The sequence below is a fragment of the Paraglaciecola sp. 2405UD69-4 genome (assembly GCF_047525415.1).
Classification (GTDB): Bacteria; Pseudomonadota; Gammaproteobacteria; order Enterobacterales; family Alteromonadaceae; genus Paraglaciecola.
On record NZ_JBLIXM010000001.1, the window covers coordinates 548,382 to 564,638 of the forward strand.

The following is a 16,257-nucleotide window of genomic DNA, read 5'->3' on the forward strand; positions in this document are numbered from 1 at the left end:
GTTATGCTCCTTGCTCTATTGCTTTGTTAGTGGAGGAATTAAAAGGTGACTGTAATTCATCTTCTGGTTTCATTTCTTCTATTTCGACAGACTTTCTCGCCATTAAAAACAGGGTATGTAAATAGGCGATTAGCAAGACGACATAGACAGACATATACATGACAAAGCTAAACACTACATTCTCTGGTGGAATATCTGTCACGGCATCTGCTGTTTTTAATATCCCAGAGACTAGATAGGGCTGACGTCCGATTTCTGTGACATACCAGCCTGCCAATGTGGCTATCCACCCAGAAAACGTCATAGCAACTAAAGCATATAGCGGCACTGAGCCTAGCTCTTTCTTACGAATAAGATGAAAACTGCAAAACCAAGCTACGATTAACATCAGCACACCCATGCCGACCATTACCCTAAACCCGAAAAACACAGGGGCAACAGGAGGATGCTCGCCAACAAATTCATTTAAGCCTTTAATCTCGCCCTCTGGATCGTGGGTTAATATAATGCTTGCGACATTTGGAATGGGCAGCTCAAAATGATTAGTACGGTTTTTCTCATCAGGAATAGCAAACAATAGTAAGGGCACGCCTTTTTCTGTGTCCCATATACCTTCCATTGCAGCTACTTTTTGAGGTTGATGTTCAAGGGTATTTAGCCCATGGGCATCACCAACAAAAATTTGTAGTGGCATCAAGATAGATGCTGCAAACACTGCTGTTTTTAATGCAAGCCTGGGTGCTTTTTTATGGTCGCCACGTAAAATACGATATGCTGACAAACCAGCAATAAGAAATGAAGCCGTTAGCCCAGAAGCGAGTAATACATGCCCTAAGCGATAAGGAAAGGATGGATTAAATACAATTGCCCACCAGTCTACCGCATGTGCCACACCTTCACGCATTTCAAAGCCTGCTGGAGTTTGCATCCAAGAGTTCAGTACAATTATCCAAAACGCTGAGATGGTTGTCCCTACTGCCACAATTAGAATAGAAAGGGTATGCAGCCAATTAGGCACTTTGTGGATCCCAAACAACATAATGCCTAAAAAGGTGGCTTCTAAAAAGAAGGCTGTGAGCACTTCGTAACCGAGTAAGGGGCCAGCAATATTACCCACGGTTTCCATGTAGCCTGGCCAGTTAGTGCCAAACTGAAATGACATGGTAATACCGCTAACCACGCCCATAGCAAAGGTCAAAGCAAATACCTTGACCCAAAAACGGTAGATTCGCATCCATACAGGATGGCCGCTAATGTTAAATCTGAGTTTGAAATAGAATAAGAACCAACCCAAAGCGATACTGATGCTAGGGAATAAAATGTGAAAACTTATGTTGGCTGCAAATTGCAGGCGAGACAACAGGAAGACGTCGTCCATAGGGCACCTTTGTGTTTAATGTGAATAGGTTAATTTATGTATTAATTCATTTGCTAAGAAACGTTTATTCGTTACTTCGCTTTAAGAGCTTTTCTTTGATATCTAGTACTTTTCCGACACCAGAACCAAGCTTCATTAAGGTATCTAGCTTTTCAGGACTTAAACGTTGTAATTCGCTAGACCACTTGGTTACACCTTCTAGCAAGTCATGTACTTCTTGTAACTTTTCTTGGGCGTAAAGCTCGTTGTCATTGGCAGCAGTGTCGAGCAATATATCTCGTAGCAAAGAAAGTGTGGGGTCTATTTCACGCTTTCTCCGTTCTTCAAATACACGGTTGGCCATGTCCCAAATGCTGCCATTGGTTTGGTAATAATCCTTTCTGTCCCCAGCTTTATGATGAAGTTGTATGAGCTGCCATGATTGTAATTCCTTAATGCCCATACTAACGTTACCCCTTGATATACTTAGGGCTTCGGCTATTTGGTTAGCGCTGACGGGATCTTTTGTGATAACCAGTAAGGCGTATATTTGGCCAACGGTTCTGTTAAAGCCCCAACGACTACCCATTTCGCCAAAATGCATAACAAAGGTTTCAATCATAGGAGTCATTTTCATAGCTTTCTCTAAGTTCTAAAGTTTCAGTAATTATTGAAACTTTAGATCGAAACTTGATCTAGGTCAAGAATAATCGTAGTTTTTGTGATGACAACTAGTTGGTAATTTGATCGTTTTGGTCTTAAATATGCAACAAGTTCGCTACAAAAAGTGAATGATTTGTGATGAAAGGGATGATTAAGTTATGTAAGAATACCTGAATAATTTGCATTACCTTGGTGTAAAGCAATGATTTATCGAATAATATGTTTGTAACATAAGTGTATTAATTTAATAAATCCTATCCTGAATGGTCTTTTAAACAAAAGTTTAAATAGGTAATCTGGTAATGAAATTTTTTGCGGTTGATCATGGTCATACCCGTGTCCGATTAAATTAATAACAAATACAAGTAAAACAGGTAGCTCATGCTCAACAATACAATCCCGCTAACAGGTCAAATAGAAACTGTTCAACAAGCTAAAGAGTTTTTATTAGGCATTACTGCTGAAGGCTATCAAAAGGTATTAAAGCCTCATTTTTCTAGTAGTGCTGGTGCACACATGCGTCACATACTAGATCACTATTTGGCTTTAAAAGATGGCATTGCATCTGGTGTTGTAAATTACAATAAACGTAATAGACATTCTAATGTTGAGTCTTGTATTACAACTGCTTTATCTATGTGGGCTGAAATTGAGCTTTGGTTAGAAGAGGTGAGTGAGCTTGATGCTGACCTACCCATCAGTATTATTTGTGAAACCTCTGTGAATGAGACTCAAAACACCCAAACTCAATCAACCTTAGCCAGAGAGCTAGTGTTTGTATCAAGCCATGCCATTCATCATTTTTCATTGCTTGGTGTTATAAACTCTTTACTGGGCAATGGCAGTTTATCTGGATTTGGTGTGGCGCCAAGCACGGCCTCTTATCTTAGGAAGCAGGCCTAATCATCTGTAGGTTTGATATTATTCTGCCGTTGCTACCAAGTTGTAAGGTATAGCATTTATACCTTAAAGGGAGGATAATTAGCGTTATTATATGATTTTTTAGGATCCCCTCTACAATGAGTGATTTACCCGCCTGCCCCGAATGCAGTTCAACTTACACCTACGAAGACCGTGATATGTACGTTTGCCCAGAATGTGCTCACGAATGGTCTCAATCTGGTGAGCAAGATGACGATGCAATACTCATCAAAGACGCCAATGGAGCCTTATTGTCTGATGGCGATAAAGTGACTGTGATTAAAGATTTAAAAATTAAAGGTAGCTCACAGGTTATTAAGATTGGAACTAAAGCCTTAGTCAGAAGAGTATTTGATAAAAAAGACCATGAATTAGACTGCAAAGTGGATGGTATTGGCGAAATGATGGTAACGGCTAAGTTTGTTAAAAAGCAATCTGCTTAAAACCTTAGCCAAGTAGGGCGCCACTGCTAAACTCCCAAGTTATATATTTTTAAAACTCAAGGGGCTTAATGAATCAATTCGTTAAGCCCCTTGAGTTTTTTTGTAATTGGACTTTTTAACATCATAAATTAGTAAACTTTTTAGTGGAGTCAGAGCCACTGAGCCGGGAGTGAAAGAGGGATAAGTAGCTATGTGTCCCAAGTACTTAAATCGCCGAAATTGGATTGCTGAACAGAAAAACGTGTAGTCAGTTGTGCAAACATAAGTGATAGCTTATTCTGATAGCCTAGGTGGTTTTGCACAAAGTACCACCGAGTAATATGCATCCGTATAAAAATAGTGGTTAGGGTTGCAACGATAAACAATCAATAGATTTTATTAGGCCACTATACATGACAAAAGCACATAGGCGACTAGTTAACCCCTTTCTTATTTTATTCCTACTGATTTTTGGATTTCCAACTCAAGCAGAAGATACCAAAGAAGCTGAAGCAGCCCATTCTTTAGAGCGCTATGAACGTGCGCAATACTTTCTTAATGCTAAGCAGAGTAAAGTTTACGAAGCATATATCACGGCTAATTGGATTGATGACGGCGAAACATTTTGGTATGAAAAAGATGGTGTTAAAGCCAAAGAATACTTTTTGGTCATTCCCAACAAAAAGTTAAAAAAGCCATTATTTGACCGTCAAAAATTAGCGTTAGCGCTGCAAAAGTCAACTGAAGAAAAAATTGATTCAGACCACTTACCCATAACGATAAAAAAATATGATCACCAAGCCCAAAGTCTTGAATTTAGTTACCTAGAAAAGTCTTTCGTTTATTATCTAAATGAAGGTGTGCTTAACGACGCTCCCGATACTTTTTTGCCGTCTCCAACAGAGAGTTTGTCTCCTGATGGCAACTGGGTTGCCTATGTCAAAGAATATAATCTCTTCGTGAGGAATGTAGATTCAGATGAAGAAACGCAATTAACATTTGATGGATTAAAACATTTTGCATACGGGACTAATACCGAGTCAAGCCTTTATCATATTTCGCAAACAAGAGGTCAATGGCCAATACCACCGGTGCTAGCTTGGTCTCCTGATTCAAGCAAAATCCTTACTCACCAATTAGATGAACGAAAGGTTGTATCAACGCACTTGCTGCAAATGACTGATGTAGGTAAGTCGTTACGGCCAATTATACACACATATAAATACCCTGTTCCCAGTGACACAAATGTGCCCTTGGCCTATCCGATTGTTATAGATGTAAAAGAAAAGGTAATCACAAAATTGGATGTACCTCCTTTTATTTCAACAACGGTAACGCCACTAGATAAAGTTGAAACGCGTTTATGGTGGGATGAAGCAAGCCAATCTATCGAAGCACTTTGGCAACCCCGTTGCCTAAAAGAGATTAAGTATTATCAAATAAATCCAAATAACGGTAATGCTAGATTGATGATTACAGAATCCAGTGACAGCCTTGTCGCTGTAAACGCTTTCTTATTTTCTAAACCTAACGTCAGAAGACTTTCATCAGGTGAGTTTATTTGGTTTTCAGAAAGAAGTGGCTACGGCCACCTCTATTTGTATGATCACAATAAGGCGTTAAAAAACGCCATCACGAAAGGGGATTATGTAGTAAGAGATGTCCTTTACCTTGATGAAGGTAAGAGACAGATATACTTCACTGCTTCAGGCAAGGAAAAAGGGCGAGATCCTTATTTTATTAATTTCTATAGCGTAAATTTTGATGGGAGTAATTTAACGCTGCTAACGCCCGAAAATGCAGACCACAAAATTAAGCTCTCTCCAAATAATAAATTTTTCATATCCAATAATGCTTGGAGTGGTGAGCCCGTATCCATTCTCAGAGATATTAGTGGCAAGTTTATTATGAACTTAGAAGTCAGTGATTTTTCGGCGTGGACTAACAAGGGCTGGCAATGGCCAGAAAGAGTTGAAATGAAAGCTGCTGACGAGCATACAAAAACATACGGTCTTGTATTTAAACCCACTCATTTAGATAGTGAAAAACGTTACCCTGTTATAGATGACATTTACCCAGGCCCGCAAATGACAAGGGCAGAAATAGGGTATGACTGGCCAGTCAACGGAGGTTTAAGACATCAATCTGCACTGGCAGAGCTTGGGTTTATTGTGATTAACATGGATGGCAGAGGAACACCGCTGCGCTCCAAAGCGTTTTTACTCCATGCATATAACAATTTGGGCTTTGCTGGTGGACTAGTTGATCATGTGTCTGGAATAAAACAACTCGCTGCGAGCAGATCCTATCTCGACATTGATCGTGTAGGCATTTTTGGGCACTCTGCGGGGGGCTACGCATCTGCTAGAGCAATATTAAAGTTTCCAGATTTTTATGATGTTGCTGTAAGTTCCGCTGGAAATCACGACAGTGAAGGAAATATCAGCATTTGGATGGACACATATATGTGTAGCGAAGGTTTAAATGAAAATAAAGCTCACTCCAACATCATATTAGCAGAAAACTTGAAAGGTAAGTTGTTGCTAATGACCGGTGATATGGATGACAACGTGCACCCTTCGCAGACAATTAACCTAGTAGATGCATTAATAAAGGCCAATAAAGACTTTGATTTTATTTTAATTCCAAACGCAAATCATAGTAGTTCCCGACATCCATATTTTATGAGGAAAAGATGGGATTATTTTTACAAGCACCTTTTAGGAAAAACACCTCCTAAAAACTTTGAATTGAAAACTAATTAAAACAAAAACCTGCGGGCCAGAGCCGTTGCTTTCCAGACTCTTGGCTTGGCAGCCTACCAGTTTGGTGAATCTATCATTATTTTTACGATGCTGTATTCTGTAATATATTGATTTAAAGCATATTTTATTGTTTTGTTACAATGGGTGTCTCGATAGGAGGCCAAATTATAATCAGCGAATAAGCCGGAGAATAACACTTGGTAAAGGCTGGATAAATTTGATACAAATGGTAGAAGGACAAAAAGAGGCAAACAGCCAGCAGAAAAACAGGCAAGTTGCCTCATATTAAATTGTTATGAAATAAGTGGTGGTTCTGGAGAGCTGTCAAATGGAGAGCAAAGGGTGCGATAAATGAATATAGAAATTGAAGCTAATGATCTGAAAGATAGGCAAAAGACTTTGCATGAAGTAATAAATAATTTGATTGAAAAACTACCGGAGGAGAGCGCAACACGGAAGCAGTTAGCTAACCATCTGGAGCTTTTTGACGATGCCGTTTCTTATCTATCAAATTCAGATCAAAGGCTGGCATTTATCGGTAACGTCGGAACCGGAAAGACAACCGCTATATGTCACTTGCTAGGCTTACTGCATGGAGATGAACCAATTCTTAGCACTGGTAGTGGTCGGACCACTCTTTGCGAAGTAGAAATAGCAGCTGGTAGTCAACTGAGAGTTGAAGTAACTCCGCACACTGAAGCCGAGCTAAAGAGTTATCTTAGCGACTTTGCTCAATACCTACATGCATCAGATATAGCAGAAGCAGATAACTCAGAGTCGTTCAAACTAAGCGCCGAAGTTGAAAGAGCGCTCCGTAACATGCTCAATCTCCGAATATCTCGAACGAAAAACCCAGAGGGAAAGCGAATCACTACAGACAGCGCGAAAAATTTCGCTGCCGATTATCAATCCATCGAATCGTTAACAGATGTGCTGATGGAGCGTATTGACTTTCCTTCTCGTCATCAAACACTATTTACTAATGATACTGAATTGGATCAAAACCAGTGGCTTCATTCAACATTCAAGGCCATCAATAGCTGCACTTATCCAAGCGTTGGATTGCCTAAGCATATACGCATATTAGTACCGGTAAGACTTTTTGAACATATCAATTATGCACTGTCAGTAATTGATACGAAGGGTGTCGATCAGACAGTTAACCGTGCCGACCTTGATGGCTGCCTTACGGACAATCGCACCGTGAGTGTACTCTGTTGCCGATTTAACGAAGCGCCCGATAAAACAATGACTGGGTTACTGAAGCTCGCCAAGGATGCAGGCCTAAGTCAACGAGTTGCCAAAGAAACCGTTCTATTAATTCTGGATCGGGAGAGTGAAGCTGAGAAAGTTATCGATATAGATGAACCTGTCGGTGACAAAATTGAGGGGCGCGAGATCCGTGCTGAGCAGGTGGTTAATGATCTAAAGCACACACTACAATTTGACAACTTAGATGTGCAATTTTTCGATGTAAAGTCTGATGACCCAAAGCAGCTTAGAAAATTATTGGCCGAAAAAGTCTCTGTGCTACGTGGCCAATATGCCCAAGATATTTTCGATATCGAGAAGGCTATTAGCGACATCGAAACTGAATTAGTCTCTCAATCAGCTAGAGCGGCGAAAAATCAGGTTAAGAATACCCTAGAAGCATGGATAAAAAAGGCTCAAGGCTGCTCTCCTTCGCTAAAGGAATATTTTTTACCATTGGTTAATGACATCAAGAACAAGGGTACTTATGCCGCGAGTGTTCGAGCTAGTGTCAATCGCCGAGGAGAGTGGCACAACCTCGATTACTATCAACTTTTAGCTGCCGGTTCTCGTGAGCAAGTTGTTGATCAAATCGGCACCCTAAAAGATGAATTCATCGTACTAATAGATAACATGCTTTCCCAAAATGAGCTTCAACCTGCCTACGCGTTGCTAAAACAATTAAAACAAACAACTGAGAAACGACTTGGTGATATTTACCAAAAAGCGTTTGCTAAAGGACGTGCTGTTTATGAAAACAACCTTTCATCAGATAATCAGTTTTGGAATGATTTGTTTAAACAATGGGGAAAGGGCCCTGGATACAAAGCTAGAGTCTCCGGTAACTCTGAAACATGGTTTCACACGCGAAAATATCCAGAGTTTGAATCCAGCGTTACTCGGCAGGTGGCTGAGGAGTGGGGGCTTTATGTAAATGAAGTACGAGATATGTTGGGATATGCATAACAATTGCAGGCACAGCGACGGCTTTTTCGTTACGGCTCTGCCTACACCACAGAACCGCGCGTGCTGAGGGCGTTATGCACTATAGGAAACTACATTGGAAGTTGAGGTAATAAAAAGTATTGAGACTGTTCTTATTGAAGCGACAAAGATTATAGGTCCAGCCATAATCGCGTCTTTTGCCACCTATAAAGCAACAAGCTCTCAGTATAAATTCAAAATTAAAGAGCTATCTAAAAATCACGAGTTTAAGGCAAGAGAGTACTTATTCTCATATTACAAAGACCGGCAGCAAAAACTAGCATCAGGTCATTAAGAGCTTTCAAGTTCATTGGGGCAAATATTAGGTGCGGCTTCTGCTGCGGGAGAAGAAAATGACGCTCCAGAAATTGAGAATGGTTTTATTTCTATGCTTGGTCTTTATGTAAATCAAGCACCATTAGAAATAAGTACAACCATCAGTGATTTTGATAGTAAAAGACTGTCTAATTTACCGGAATATGCAAAATTACAGGATTACAAAAAAACTACCGATAACTTAAAATTTAATAAAGAGCTGGGCTCAGCAAAAATAACGATTATTCAGTTATTAGAAATTTATTCATTTTTAGAGCGTTGTAATCACATGCTACTCGAACGACAGATTAAACAACTTTTTTCAAACTACGTTAAAAACACATAATAAACCGCTGTAGTCGGTCGCAAGCTTCCTGGGACAATAACACGTGGGCTTAGTCGTTTTATTAATAGGGTCAGATCCAAATTAAATGAAATTAAATGAAGTGACTCATTTTCCCCGTCTATATAGCCAAGTTATTCAGTCCCTTTTGGGCTGAAAACTAACCTTAATCCAAACTATCAGACAATTTCTAATATATCTGCCAATCGTTAGCTTAGTGTGCAAGCCTTCACTAGTTCTAATCGCCAGAGGACACAGATACTCATCTTTCAGCCAAGCCGTCATGTCTTTTCTTTGTGTTCTCTGTAAAATATAAGCTCAGCATTTCCTTGCTGTTCACAGAGTCGTTTAATTTAGAGCTCAATTAGTCAGCTAGATACAATCTTTTAAGAGGTAATAATGGCCGTTGGTTTTGATTTCGGTACCGCCACATGTTCCGTTGCACATATAGTTAATAATAAGGTTCAGTCCATCCCATTAAATGACGGAGAGGTGTTACTTTCATCTACCTTGTGTGCGCCTAATAGAGAATCTGTCACTGAATATCTATATCGACACTTAAACATTTTACCTATCAGTAATGTGGGTAAAACTTTGCTACAAAGTTCGATTAATACCAACAAAAGAGAAGGCATAGATTTGGTGCCTGATGATATTCGTTTTGGGAAGCAAGCCACGGCTTTGTATTTAGAGGATCCAACTGATTATTACTATGTGAAATCACCTAAGTCATTTTTAGGCTTGTTGGGCTTAGATGAAATTCGCTACACCATATTTGAAGATATTGTGTGTGCCATGATGGCCAATATAAAGCAAAAAGTTGAAGCGTCATTAAATAAACAGGTAGATGAAACGGTAATTGGCCGGCCAATTAATTTCCATAATAAAGGTGGCGAGCAAGCTAATATTCAGGCTGAGGATATTTTACGCCGAGCCGCCACCAGAGCTGGGTTTAAGCATATCGAATTTCAGTTTGAGCCAGTGGCTGCAGGGTTAGAATATGAAGCGAGTTTAACCTCTGACAAAAATGTGCTGGTGGTGGATATTGGTGGCGGTACTTCAGATTGCTCTCTTATACGCATGGGGCCTAGTTGGGTAGGCAAAGAGCAACGTGCAGAATCTTTGTTAGGACATGCAGGCAGTTTTGTTGGTGGGAATGACTTAGATATCCACCTTGCTAGCAAAAGCTTTATGCAAGAATTTGGTAAAGACACCGAGGCTAAATCTGGCTTACCTATGCCCAATATGCCATTTTGGGAATGTATTGCCATTAACGATGTGATTGCCCAAAAAACCTTTTATTCACGGGCTAATTATCGAGAGCTGAAGAGTATGCAGTCTTCTGCTAAGCAGCCAGATAAGCTAGCTAGGTTGATAGAGGTGTACGACAATACCTTAGGTCACAGCATTGTGGCTGAGGCAGAAAGAACAAAAGTTGCCTTGTCTAATAACGATAGTTTTACCGCGAATTTGCAGCTTGCTTCTGAGAATATCGCTATTCCGGTTTCTGCCCAGCAGCTAGAAAAATCCATATACCGCCCAGTACTTAAAATCCAAAAATTAGTGCAAGAGACTCTCGCCCAAACACAAGTACAGCCAGATGAAATATTCATCACAGGTGGTTCTGCCCGTTCTCCGCTTTTAAGAGCAGCGATAAAATCTGTGGTGGGTAACATACCTATTGCCAATGGGGATTACGAAGGGTCGGTTACCTCTGGTTTAGCAAGATGGGCTGATTTGTGCTTTAAGTGATGTACCACATTTTATATGGGTACCTAATGAGCTTTGCTATGGCTTTTTTAGTGGTGGCGTAAACTCATTAGCATTAAAGGTGGGACAAGGCCAGTACACCTAGCTGTAATGAAACTTAAATCCTTATGTGTTAAAAACAGGTAGGGTTTTTGATTTTACTCATTCTTGGAAAGTACTATGCCTGCCACTTACCAACATATTTTAGGTAGCAAAGTCTATCACTTCAAAAGTTTAGCTGAGTTGATGGCAAAGGCGACACCTGCTCGCTCTGGAGACCGCTTAGCTGGTGTGGCAGCGGCCACTGACGAAGAGCGTGTTGTTGCGCAAATGACATTAGCTGAGGTACCACTCAAGACATTCTTAAATGATGTTTTAGTACCCTATGAGCTGGATGAGGTGACTCGTTTGATTATTGACGAGCATGACAGCGTGGCTTTTCAGCCTATATCACACCTAACTGTGGGCGACTTTCGTAATTGGCTGTTAAGCGATAATGTAGGTACTGCTGAGTTACGTAATGTATCCCAAGGTATTACTCCCGAAATGGCAGCTGCGGTGAGTAAAATCATGCGTAACCAAGATCTCATCTTAGTGGCTAAAAAATGCCAAGTTACCAGTGCTTTTCGAAACACTATCGGTCTATCAGGTAGGTTATCAACCCGCCTGCAGCCCAATCACCCTACCGATGACATCAACGGTATTGCTGCGAGTATTTTAGACGGCTTGTTGTATGGTAGCGGTGATGCGGTTATTGGTATCAACCCTGCCACTGACAATGTGCAGCAAGCCATTAAGTTAATGCACTTAATGGATGAGGTGATCCAGAAATACCAAATACCTACCCAGTCTTGTGTTTTAACTCATGTCACGAATACCATTGAAGCCATAGAGGCCGGCGCTCCTGTTGATTTAGTGTTCCAATCTATTGGTGGCACTCAAGCTACTAATACTAGTTTTGGCGTGGATTTATCGCTACTTGCTGAAGCGCAACAAGCAGCTTTATCTCTAAATCGCGGCACTGTTGGGCAAAATGTTATGTATTTCGAAACCGGCCAGGGCAGCGCTTTATCTGCAAATGCACATTTTGGAATAGACCAACAAAGCTGTGAAGCCCGAGCTTATGCTGTTGCAAGAAAGTTTAATCCTTTATTGGTCAATACAGTGGTGGGATTTATAGGGCCTGAGTATTTGTTTGATGGCAAAGAGATTATTCGTGCAGGTTTAGAAGACCACTTTTGCGGTAAATTGTTAGGTTTACCTATGGGCTGTGATGTGTGTTACACCAATCATGCAGAAGCCGATCAAAATGATATGGATAATCTATTAACTTTACTTGGGGTAGCGGGTTGTTCGTTTATTATGGGTGTCCCCGGTGCTGATGACATCATGCTTAACTACCAAACCACCTCTTTTCATGATGCTTTGTATGCGAGAAGCGTGTTGGGATTAAAGCCTGCGCCAGAGTTTGAAGTGTGGTTACATAAAATGAATATATTTACTGATGAAAAACGCCCCTCCTTAACTTCATCTATACCTGACTCTTTTGCCCATAGTTTGGCGCCATTCTCAGGCTCTGGTGTTTAAGGATTAATCATGACAGATAAAAAATCACACAAGGCTAACGCATTAGAGGATATTGGACTTAGCGCTTCAGATTTAGTTACTGATAACCCTTGGCGCATTCTACAAAATTTTACAGATGCTCGTATCGGTTTAGGTCGAGCCGGTATTAGTTTACCAACTAATGAATTACTGGCTTTTCAATTAGCACATGCACAGGCCCGTGATGCGGTGCATTTACCATTAAATGTGCAAACTTTAGCTGATGATATACGGAGTTTGAGTCTGCCAGTTGTGCCGCAATCACCTATCATTTTGCATAGCCTTGCAGAAAACCGAGTTACCTACTTACAGCGTCCTAACCTTGGCCGTAGGCTTGATGAGGTGTCTCAGCAGCAAATTATTAAGCTGCAACAATCTGGTGAAGTTAGTTGCAAAGAATATGACTTGGCTATTGTGGTTGTGGATGGTTTGTCATCTTGTGCTATTCAAGATAATGCTGCTGCACTTATTAACGCCCTCGCCAATGAATTACGAGATGACAGCAATAGGCTAGGTCAAGATTGGCGACTAGCTCCCATAACTATAGTTCAGCAGGGAAGGGTAGCTATAGGTGACGAGGTGGCCTCTTTGTTAAATGCTAATGCTGTTTTAGTGCTGGTGGGTGAAAGGCCTGGGCTGAGCTCTCCAGACAGCATAGGTATGTATTTAACCTGGGCACCAAAACTGGGCTTAACGGATGTATCTCGCAATTGTATTTCTAATGTAAGACCAGCAGGTATGAGCTTTATGGAGGCGAGTCATAAAGCCATGTACCTATTGCGAGAGTCCAGAGACAAAAAGATTTCTGGAGTGGCGTTAAAAGACCGAACTAACACCCATGATACTGAGCAGATCACGAGCTCTGTAAATTTTCTGTTAGCTAAGCCGTAGTTTTCAATAACTTATTCAGACGCTAAATACCCTTCGTAGCCTTCGGCCAAATAAAGCTTTAATAGTTTTTCTGGCGCAGAGGGTAAGTCAACACTCAATAACAAGCCTGGCGTATCATTGAAGCTTCTATCAACACCTAAGCTATGGAACACAGCCCCAAGCTTATTGTAATGCTTTAATAAAACAGGCACATCTTTGCCATCTGGCTCTACTGTTTTTAATAGCGAAGTAATGTGATCTTTAAGACCATACTTTTTAGCAAAGTCTGCAAACTCTGGGTGAAAGTTGTAGGTGTATGGGTATCTGCGAGCCACGTTATTTGTAGTGGTCACCATTGCCTGTTCGATGACAGCGACACTGCGCATATCGTATAATTTGCTAATGGATACTGTTCCATACAAAGTGCGATACTTAGGGTATTTACAAACATAAGCGCCTATACCTCTCCAAAGTAAAAATAACCCTTGAAAGCTCCGTTGATACTCTGGAATCAGGAAAGAGCGCCCCATTTCTAAACATGGCTTTTGACGGTTTACAAACTCGGGACCAAAATCAAACATTCGATTTAGGTATAGGTTTTCAAGGTTACCGTCTGCTAGTAGCTTGTCTGTTTGCCCCATTCGGTAGGCACCAATAATTTGCCCTGTGTCTTTTTTAGTAACAAAAAGCTGGACATAGGTTGCATCAAACTTGTCGGTATCTCTTGGCTCTCCACTGCCTTCGTTATGCTCTCGAAAGACTAGCTCTCGTAAACGCGCTATTTCATCTACTGTTTTTGGGAGCTGATTTTGATAACCAAAATATACAGAGAAGTCTTTGTGATCAAACAGATGCTGTTCAGCTGGTAATGCTGCTAGTTCGGCTTGAATTTCGTGGTACGGGATTTCATCTGCAAGGGGCTGCATGTCGGTAACTGGATCGGCAGGCCAAGACTTTTGATATTCAGGTGAAATTAGATAACTTTGGGCTCTTAAAAGCTCTGTACGACATATTAGATCCGAATCTTTAGCGTAGTGCTTTTCTTCTATGGGAAAGCCAGCTGTGACTTTAATTTTTGCGTTTTGCTTATTTGTTAGTTCGCGAGCTAACATAAGAAGTCGTAAACGGTAATAAATTCTGCCTAATCTGTAAAAAAGAGGGCTGTTTAAGCCACTCACAAATACAGGAACATAAGGCGCATTTGCGCGGCTGGCAATACTGGCAACAATTCTATTCCAGCTGTGATCTGCTATTCGTTTGCTATCTTTATGGTAATAACTGACTCGACCCGCAGGAAAAAGGAGTAGCGCACCTCCTGATTTTACATGCTTTAAACATTGGCGAATGGATGGCGCATTCTTAGGATCTTTTTCTGATAGCGGATTAGTAAAGATGAAGTAGTCTTGTAATTCAGGAAATATTTTTAGCCCTTGATTCGCCATGACTTTAATGTCGGGGCGAACTTGCTCAATAGCCCAGGCTAAAATGACCCCTTCAATTCCACCAAAGGGGTGATTGCTAGCAATCACAACTGGCCCTTCTTTGGGGATCTTGTCTTGAAGATCTGCTATTCCGTCTAGTTGAATATTCAGCGTATCCAATAGGCCTTTAGCAAAAGTAGTTCTGTCCACCCCTTGAAGGCGAGTATCTACGTAAAGCTCGTTTAGTTTTGAAATGCCAAGGGCTTTGTCTAAGGTTTTAATAATAAATTTTTTGACGGGGTTTAACTTATCTTTAGGGATAAGGTTGAGCAAGCTAATGGCTGCAGGCATAACACCAGCTCCATAATGTAAATTAAATAGAATCTTCCTATTTTGCTTTAATTTACTTTGAAAATCAGCAATTTATTCACTTTGCATAGAGCTTATTATATGTCAGTTAGTAATAATGTAAAAAAGGGAACATCACCACAGGCGTAACAGAGCAAATTAAGGCATAATACTCTGATTAATTGAACTCTTCTTAATTTTAGGCGCGACTATGCAAGAACTTACTATTACGACTCCTGATGATTGGCACTTACATTTTAGAGATGACTATATGTTGGGGGAAACTGTACCGGCTACCGCAAGATGCTTTGCTCGCGCAATCGTGATGCCTAATTTAGTACCACCAGTTGTTAACGCTAAATTGGCGCTAGAATATAAAGAGCGAATTTTAGCCGCTCGTACCCAAGGTAGTAATTTTGAGCCATTAATGACCTTGTATTTGACGAATCAAACATCGCAGCAAGATATTATTGATGCAAAAGCGGCAGGAGTGGTGGCGGCAAAATTGTATCCTGCTGGAGCCACAACCAACTCAGCCCAAGCTGTAAAAGGTATTGAGGCTTTATATCCAGTGTTTGAAGAAATGCAAAAACAGGGGCTTTTGTTACTTGTGCATGGCGAAGTGACTGAAAATCATGTGGATATTTTTGATCGTGAAAAAGTCTTTATTGATCAATACATGAGCAAGATAGTGAGTGATTTTCCGGCCCTAAAAGTTGTATTCGAGCATATCACAACCGCTGACGCCGCTGAATTTGTATCCGCCGGTTCTGAAAACTTAGCCGCTACCATAACCCCGCAACATCTTTTACTTAACCGCAACGATTTACTTGTAGGCGGTGTAAAGCCCCATAATTATTGTTTACCGGTGTTGAAAAGAGGCACGCATCAACAAGCGTTACGTAAGGTTGTGGCGAGTGGGTCTTCAAAGTTTTTCTTAGGTACTGACTCTGCGCCCCATGCTAGGCATGCGAAAGAAAATGCATGTGGTTGTGCTGGCTGTTACAGTGCTTGGAGTGCCTTGGAGTTATACGCGCAGGTATTTGATGAGCTAGACGCATTAGATAAACTTGAAGGCTTTGCTAGCTTCCATGGTGCAGATTTTTACGGCTTACCCCGTAATAGCAGCACTGTGACACTTGTTAAAGAAACGTGGTCAGTGCCAGATACAGTTACCTTACCAAACGGTGAAGCAATAGTGCCGTTTTTTGCAGGTCAGGCAGTGGCTTGGAAAATTAAATAA

General features: G+C 40.8%; 13 protein-coding genes. 10 read left to right on the forward strand and 3 right to left on the reverse strand.

Features of this window, described 5'->3' with window-relative positions; translation table 11 throughout:
* Position 1: 1 nt before the first annotated feature.
* Both ACMUMK_RS02485 and ACMUMK_RS02490 read right to left on the reverse strand, forming a co-directional pair.
* Complete coding sequence (locus ACMUMK_RS02485; RefSeq protein ID WP_414699544.1) at positions 2–1,378, reverse strand: cytochrome ubiquinol oxidase subunit I; 1,377 nt, start codon at positions 1,376–1,378, stop codon at positions 2–4.
* Between the two features lie 64 nt (positions 1,379–1,442).
* On the reverse strand, positions 1,443–1,994 hold the full coding sequence (locus ACMUMK_RS02490) for a GbsR/MarR family transcriptional regulator (protein WP_133471448.1): 552 nt from the start codon (positions 1,992–1,994) through the stop codon (positions 1,443–1,445).
* A 407-nt stretch (positions 1,995–2,401) separates the two neighbouring features.
* Here ACMUMK_RS02490 and ACMUMK_RS02495 point away from each other — a divergent pair, with 407 nt between their 5' ends.
* From ACMUMK_RS02495 to eutC, 9 genes are all read left to right on the forward strand, one after another.
* Positions 2,402–2,923, forward strand: a complete 522-nt coding sequence (locus ACMUMK_RS02495) for a hypothetical protein (RefSeq protein WP_414699545.1) — start codon at positions 2,402–2,404, stop codon at positions 2,921–2,923.
* Between the two features lie 116 nt (positions 2,924–3,039).
* Positions 3,040–3,384 (forward strand): zinc ribbon domain-containing protein YjdM, encoded by a 345-nt coding sequence (locus ACMUMK_RS02500; RefSeq protein ID WP_414699546.1) that lies wholly within the window; start codon positions 3,040–3,042, stop codon positions 3,382–3,384.
* Positions 3,385–3,776: 392 nt separating this feature from the next.
* Positions 3,777–6,128, forward strand: coding sequence for a DPP IV N-terminal domain-containing protein (locus ACMUMK_RS02505; RefSeq protein ID WP_414699547.1), 2,352 nt, complete (start codon positions 3,777–3,779; stop codon positions 6,126–6,128).
* 351 nt (positions 6,129–6,479) lie between these two features.
* Entirely contained in the window at positions 6,480–8,345 is a 1,866-nt protein-coding gene (locus ACMUMK_RS02510) for an ATP-binding protein (protein WP_414699548.1), read from the forward strand.
* A gap of 94 nt (positions 8,346–8,439) precedes the next feature.
* Entirely contained in the window at positions 8,440–8,658 is a 219-nt protein-coding gene (locus ACMUMK_RS02515) for a hypothetical protein (RefSeq protein WP_414699549.1), read from the forward strand.
* 15 nt (positions 8,659–8,673) lie between these two features.
* Positions 8,674–9,024, forward strand: a complete 351-nt coding sequence (locus ACMUMK_RS02520; protein WP_414699550.1) for a hypothetical protein — start codon at positions 8,674–8,676, stop codon at positions 9,022–9,024.
* A 396-nt stretch (positions 9,025–9,420) separates the two neighbouring features.
* Positions 9,421–10,773, forward strand: a complete 1,353-nt coding sequence (yegD, locus tag ACMUMK_RS02525) for a molecular chaperone (protein ID WP_414699551.1) — start codon at positions 9,421–9,423, stop codon at positions 10,771–10,773.
* A 177-nt stretch (positions 10,774–10,950) separates the two neighbouring features.
* Positions 10,951–12,357 carry an ethanolamine ammonia-lyase subunit EutB gene (locus tag ACMUMK_RS02530; protein ID WP_414699552.1) on the forward strand — a complete coding sequence of 469 codons (1,407 nt, stop codon included), beginning with the start codon at positions 10,951–10,953 and terminating at the stop codon, positions 12,355–12,357.
* A gap of 9 nt (positions 12,358–12,366) precedes the next feature.
* The gene (gene eutC / locus ACMUMK_RS02535; protein WP_414699553.1) at positions 12,367–13,266 is read left to right on the forward strand and encodes an ethanolamine ammonia-lyase subunit EutC; all 900 of its coding nucleotides are present in this window, start codon (positions 12,367–12,369) and stop codon (positions 13,264–13,266) included.
* Between the two features lie 11 nt (positions 13,267–13,277).
* On the opposite strand, the gene ACMUMK_RS02540 is transcribed toward eutC, so the two are convergent.
* A complete protein-coding gene (locus ACMUMK_RS02540) occupies positions 13,278–15,017 on the reverse strand; it encodes a lysophospholipid acyltransferase family protein (RefSeq protein WP_414699554.1) in 1,740 nt (579 codons plus the stop codon).
* A 208-nt stretch (positions 15,018–15,225) separates the two neighbouring features.
* Here ACMUMK_RS02540 and pyrC point away from each other — a divergent pair, with 208 nt between their 5' ends.
* Complete coding sequence (pyrC, locus tag ACMUMK_RS02545; protein WP_414699555.1) at positions 15,226–16,257, forward strand: dihydroorotase; 1,032 nt, start codon at positions 15,226–15,228, stop codon at positions 16,255–16,257.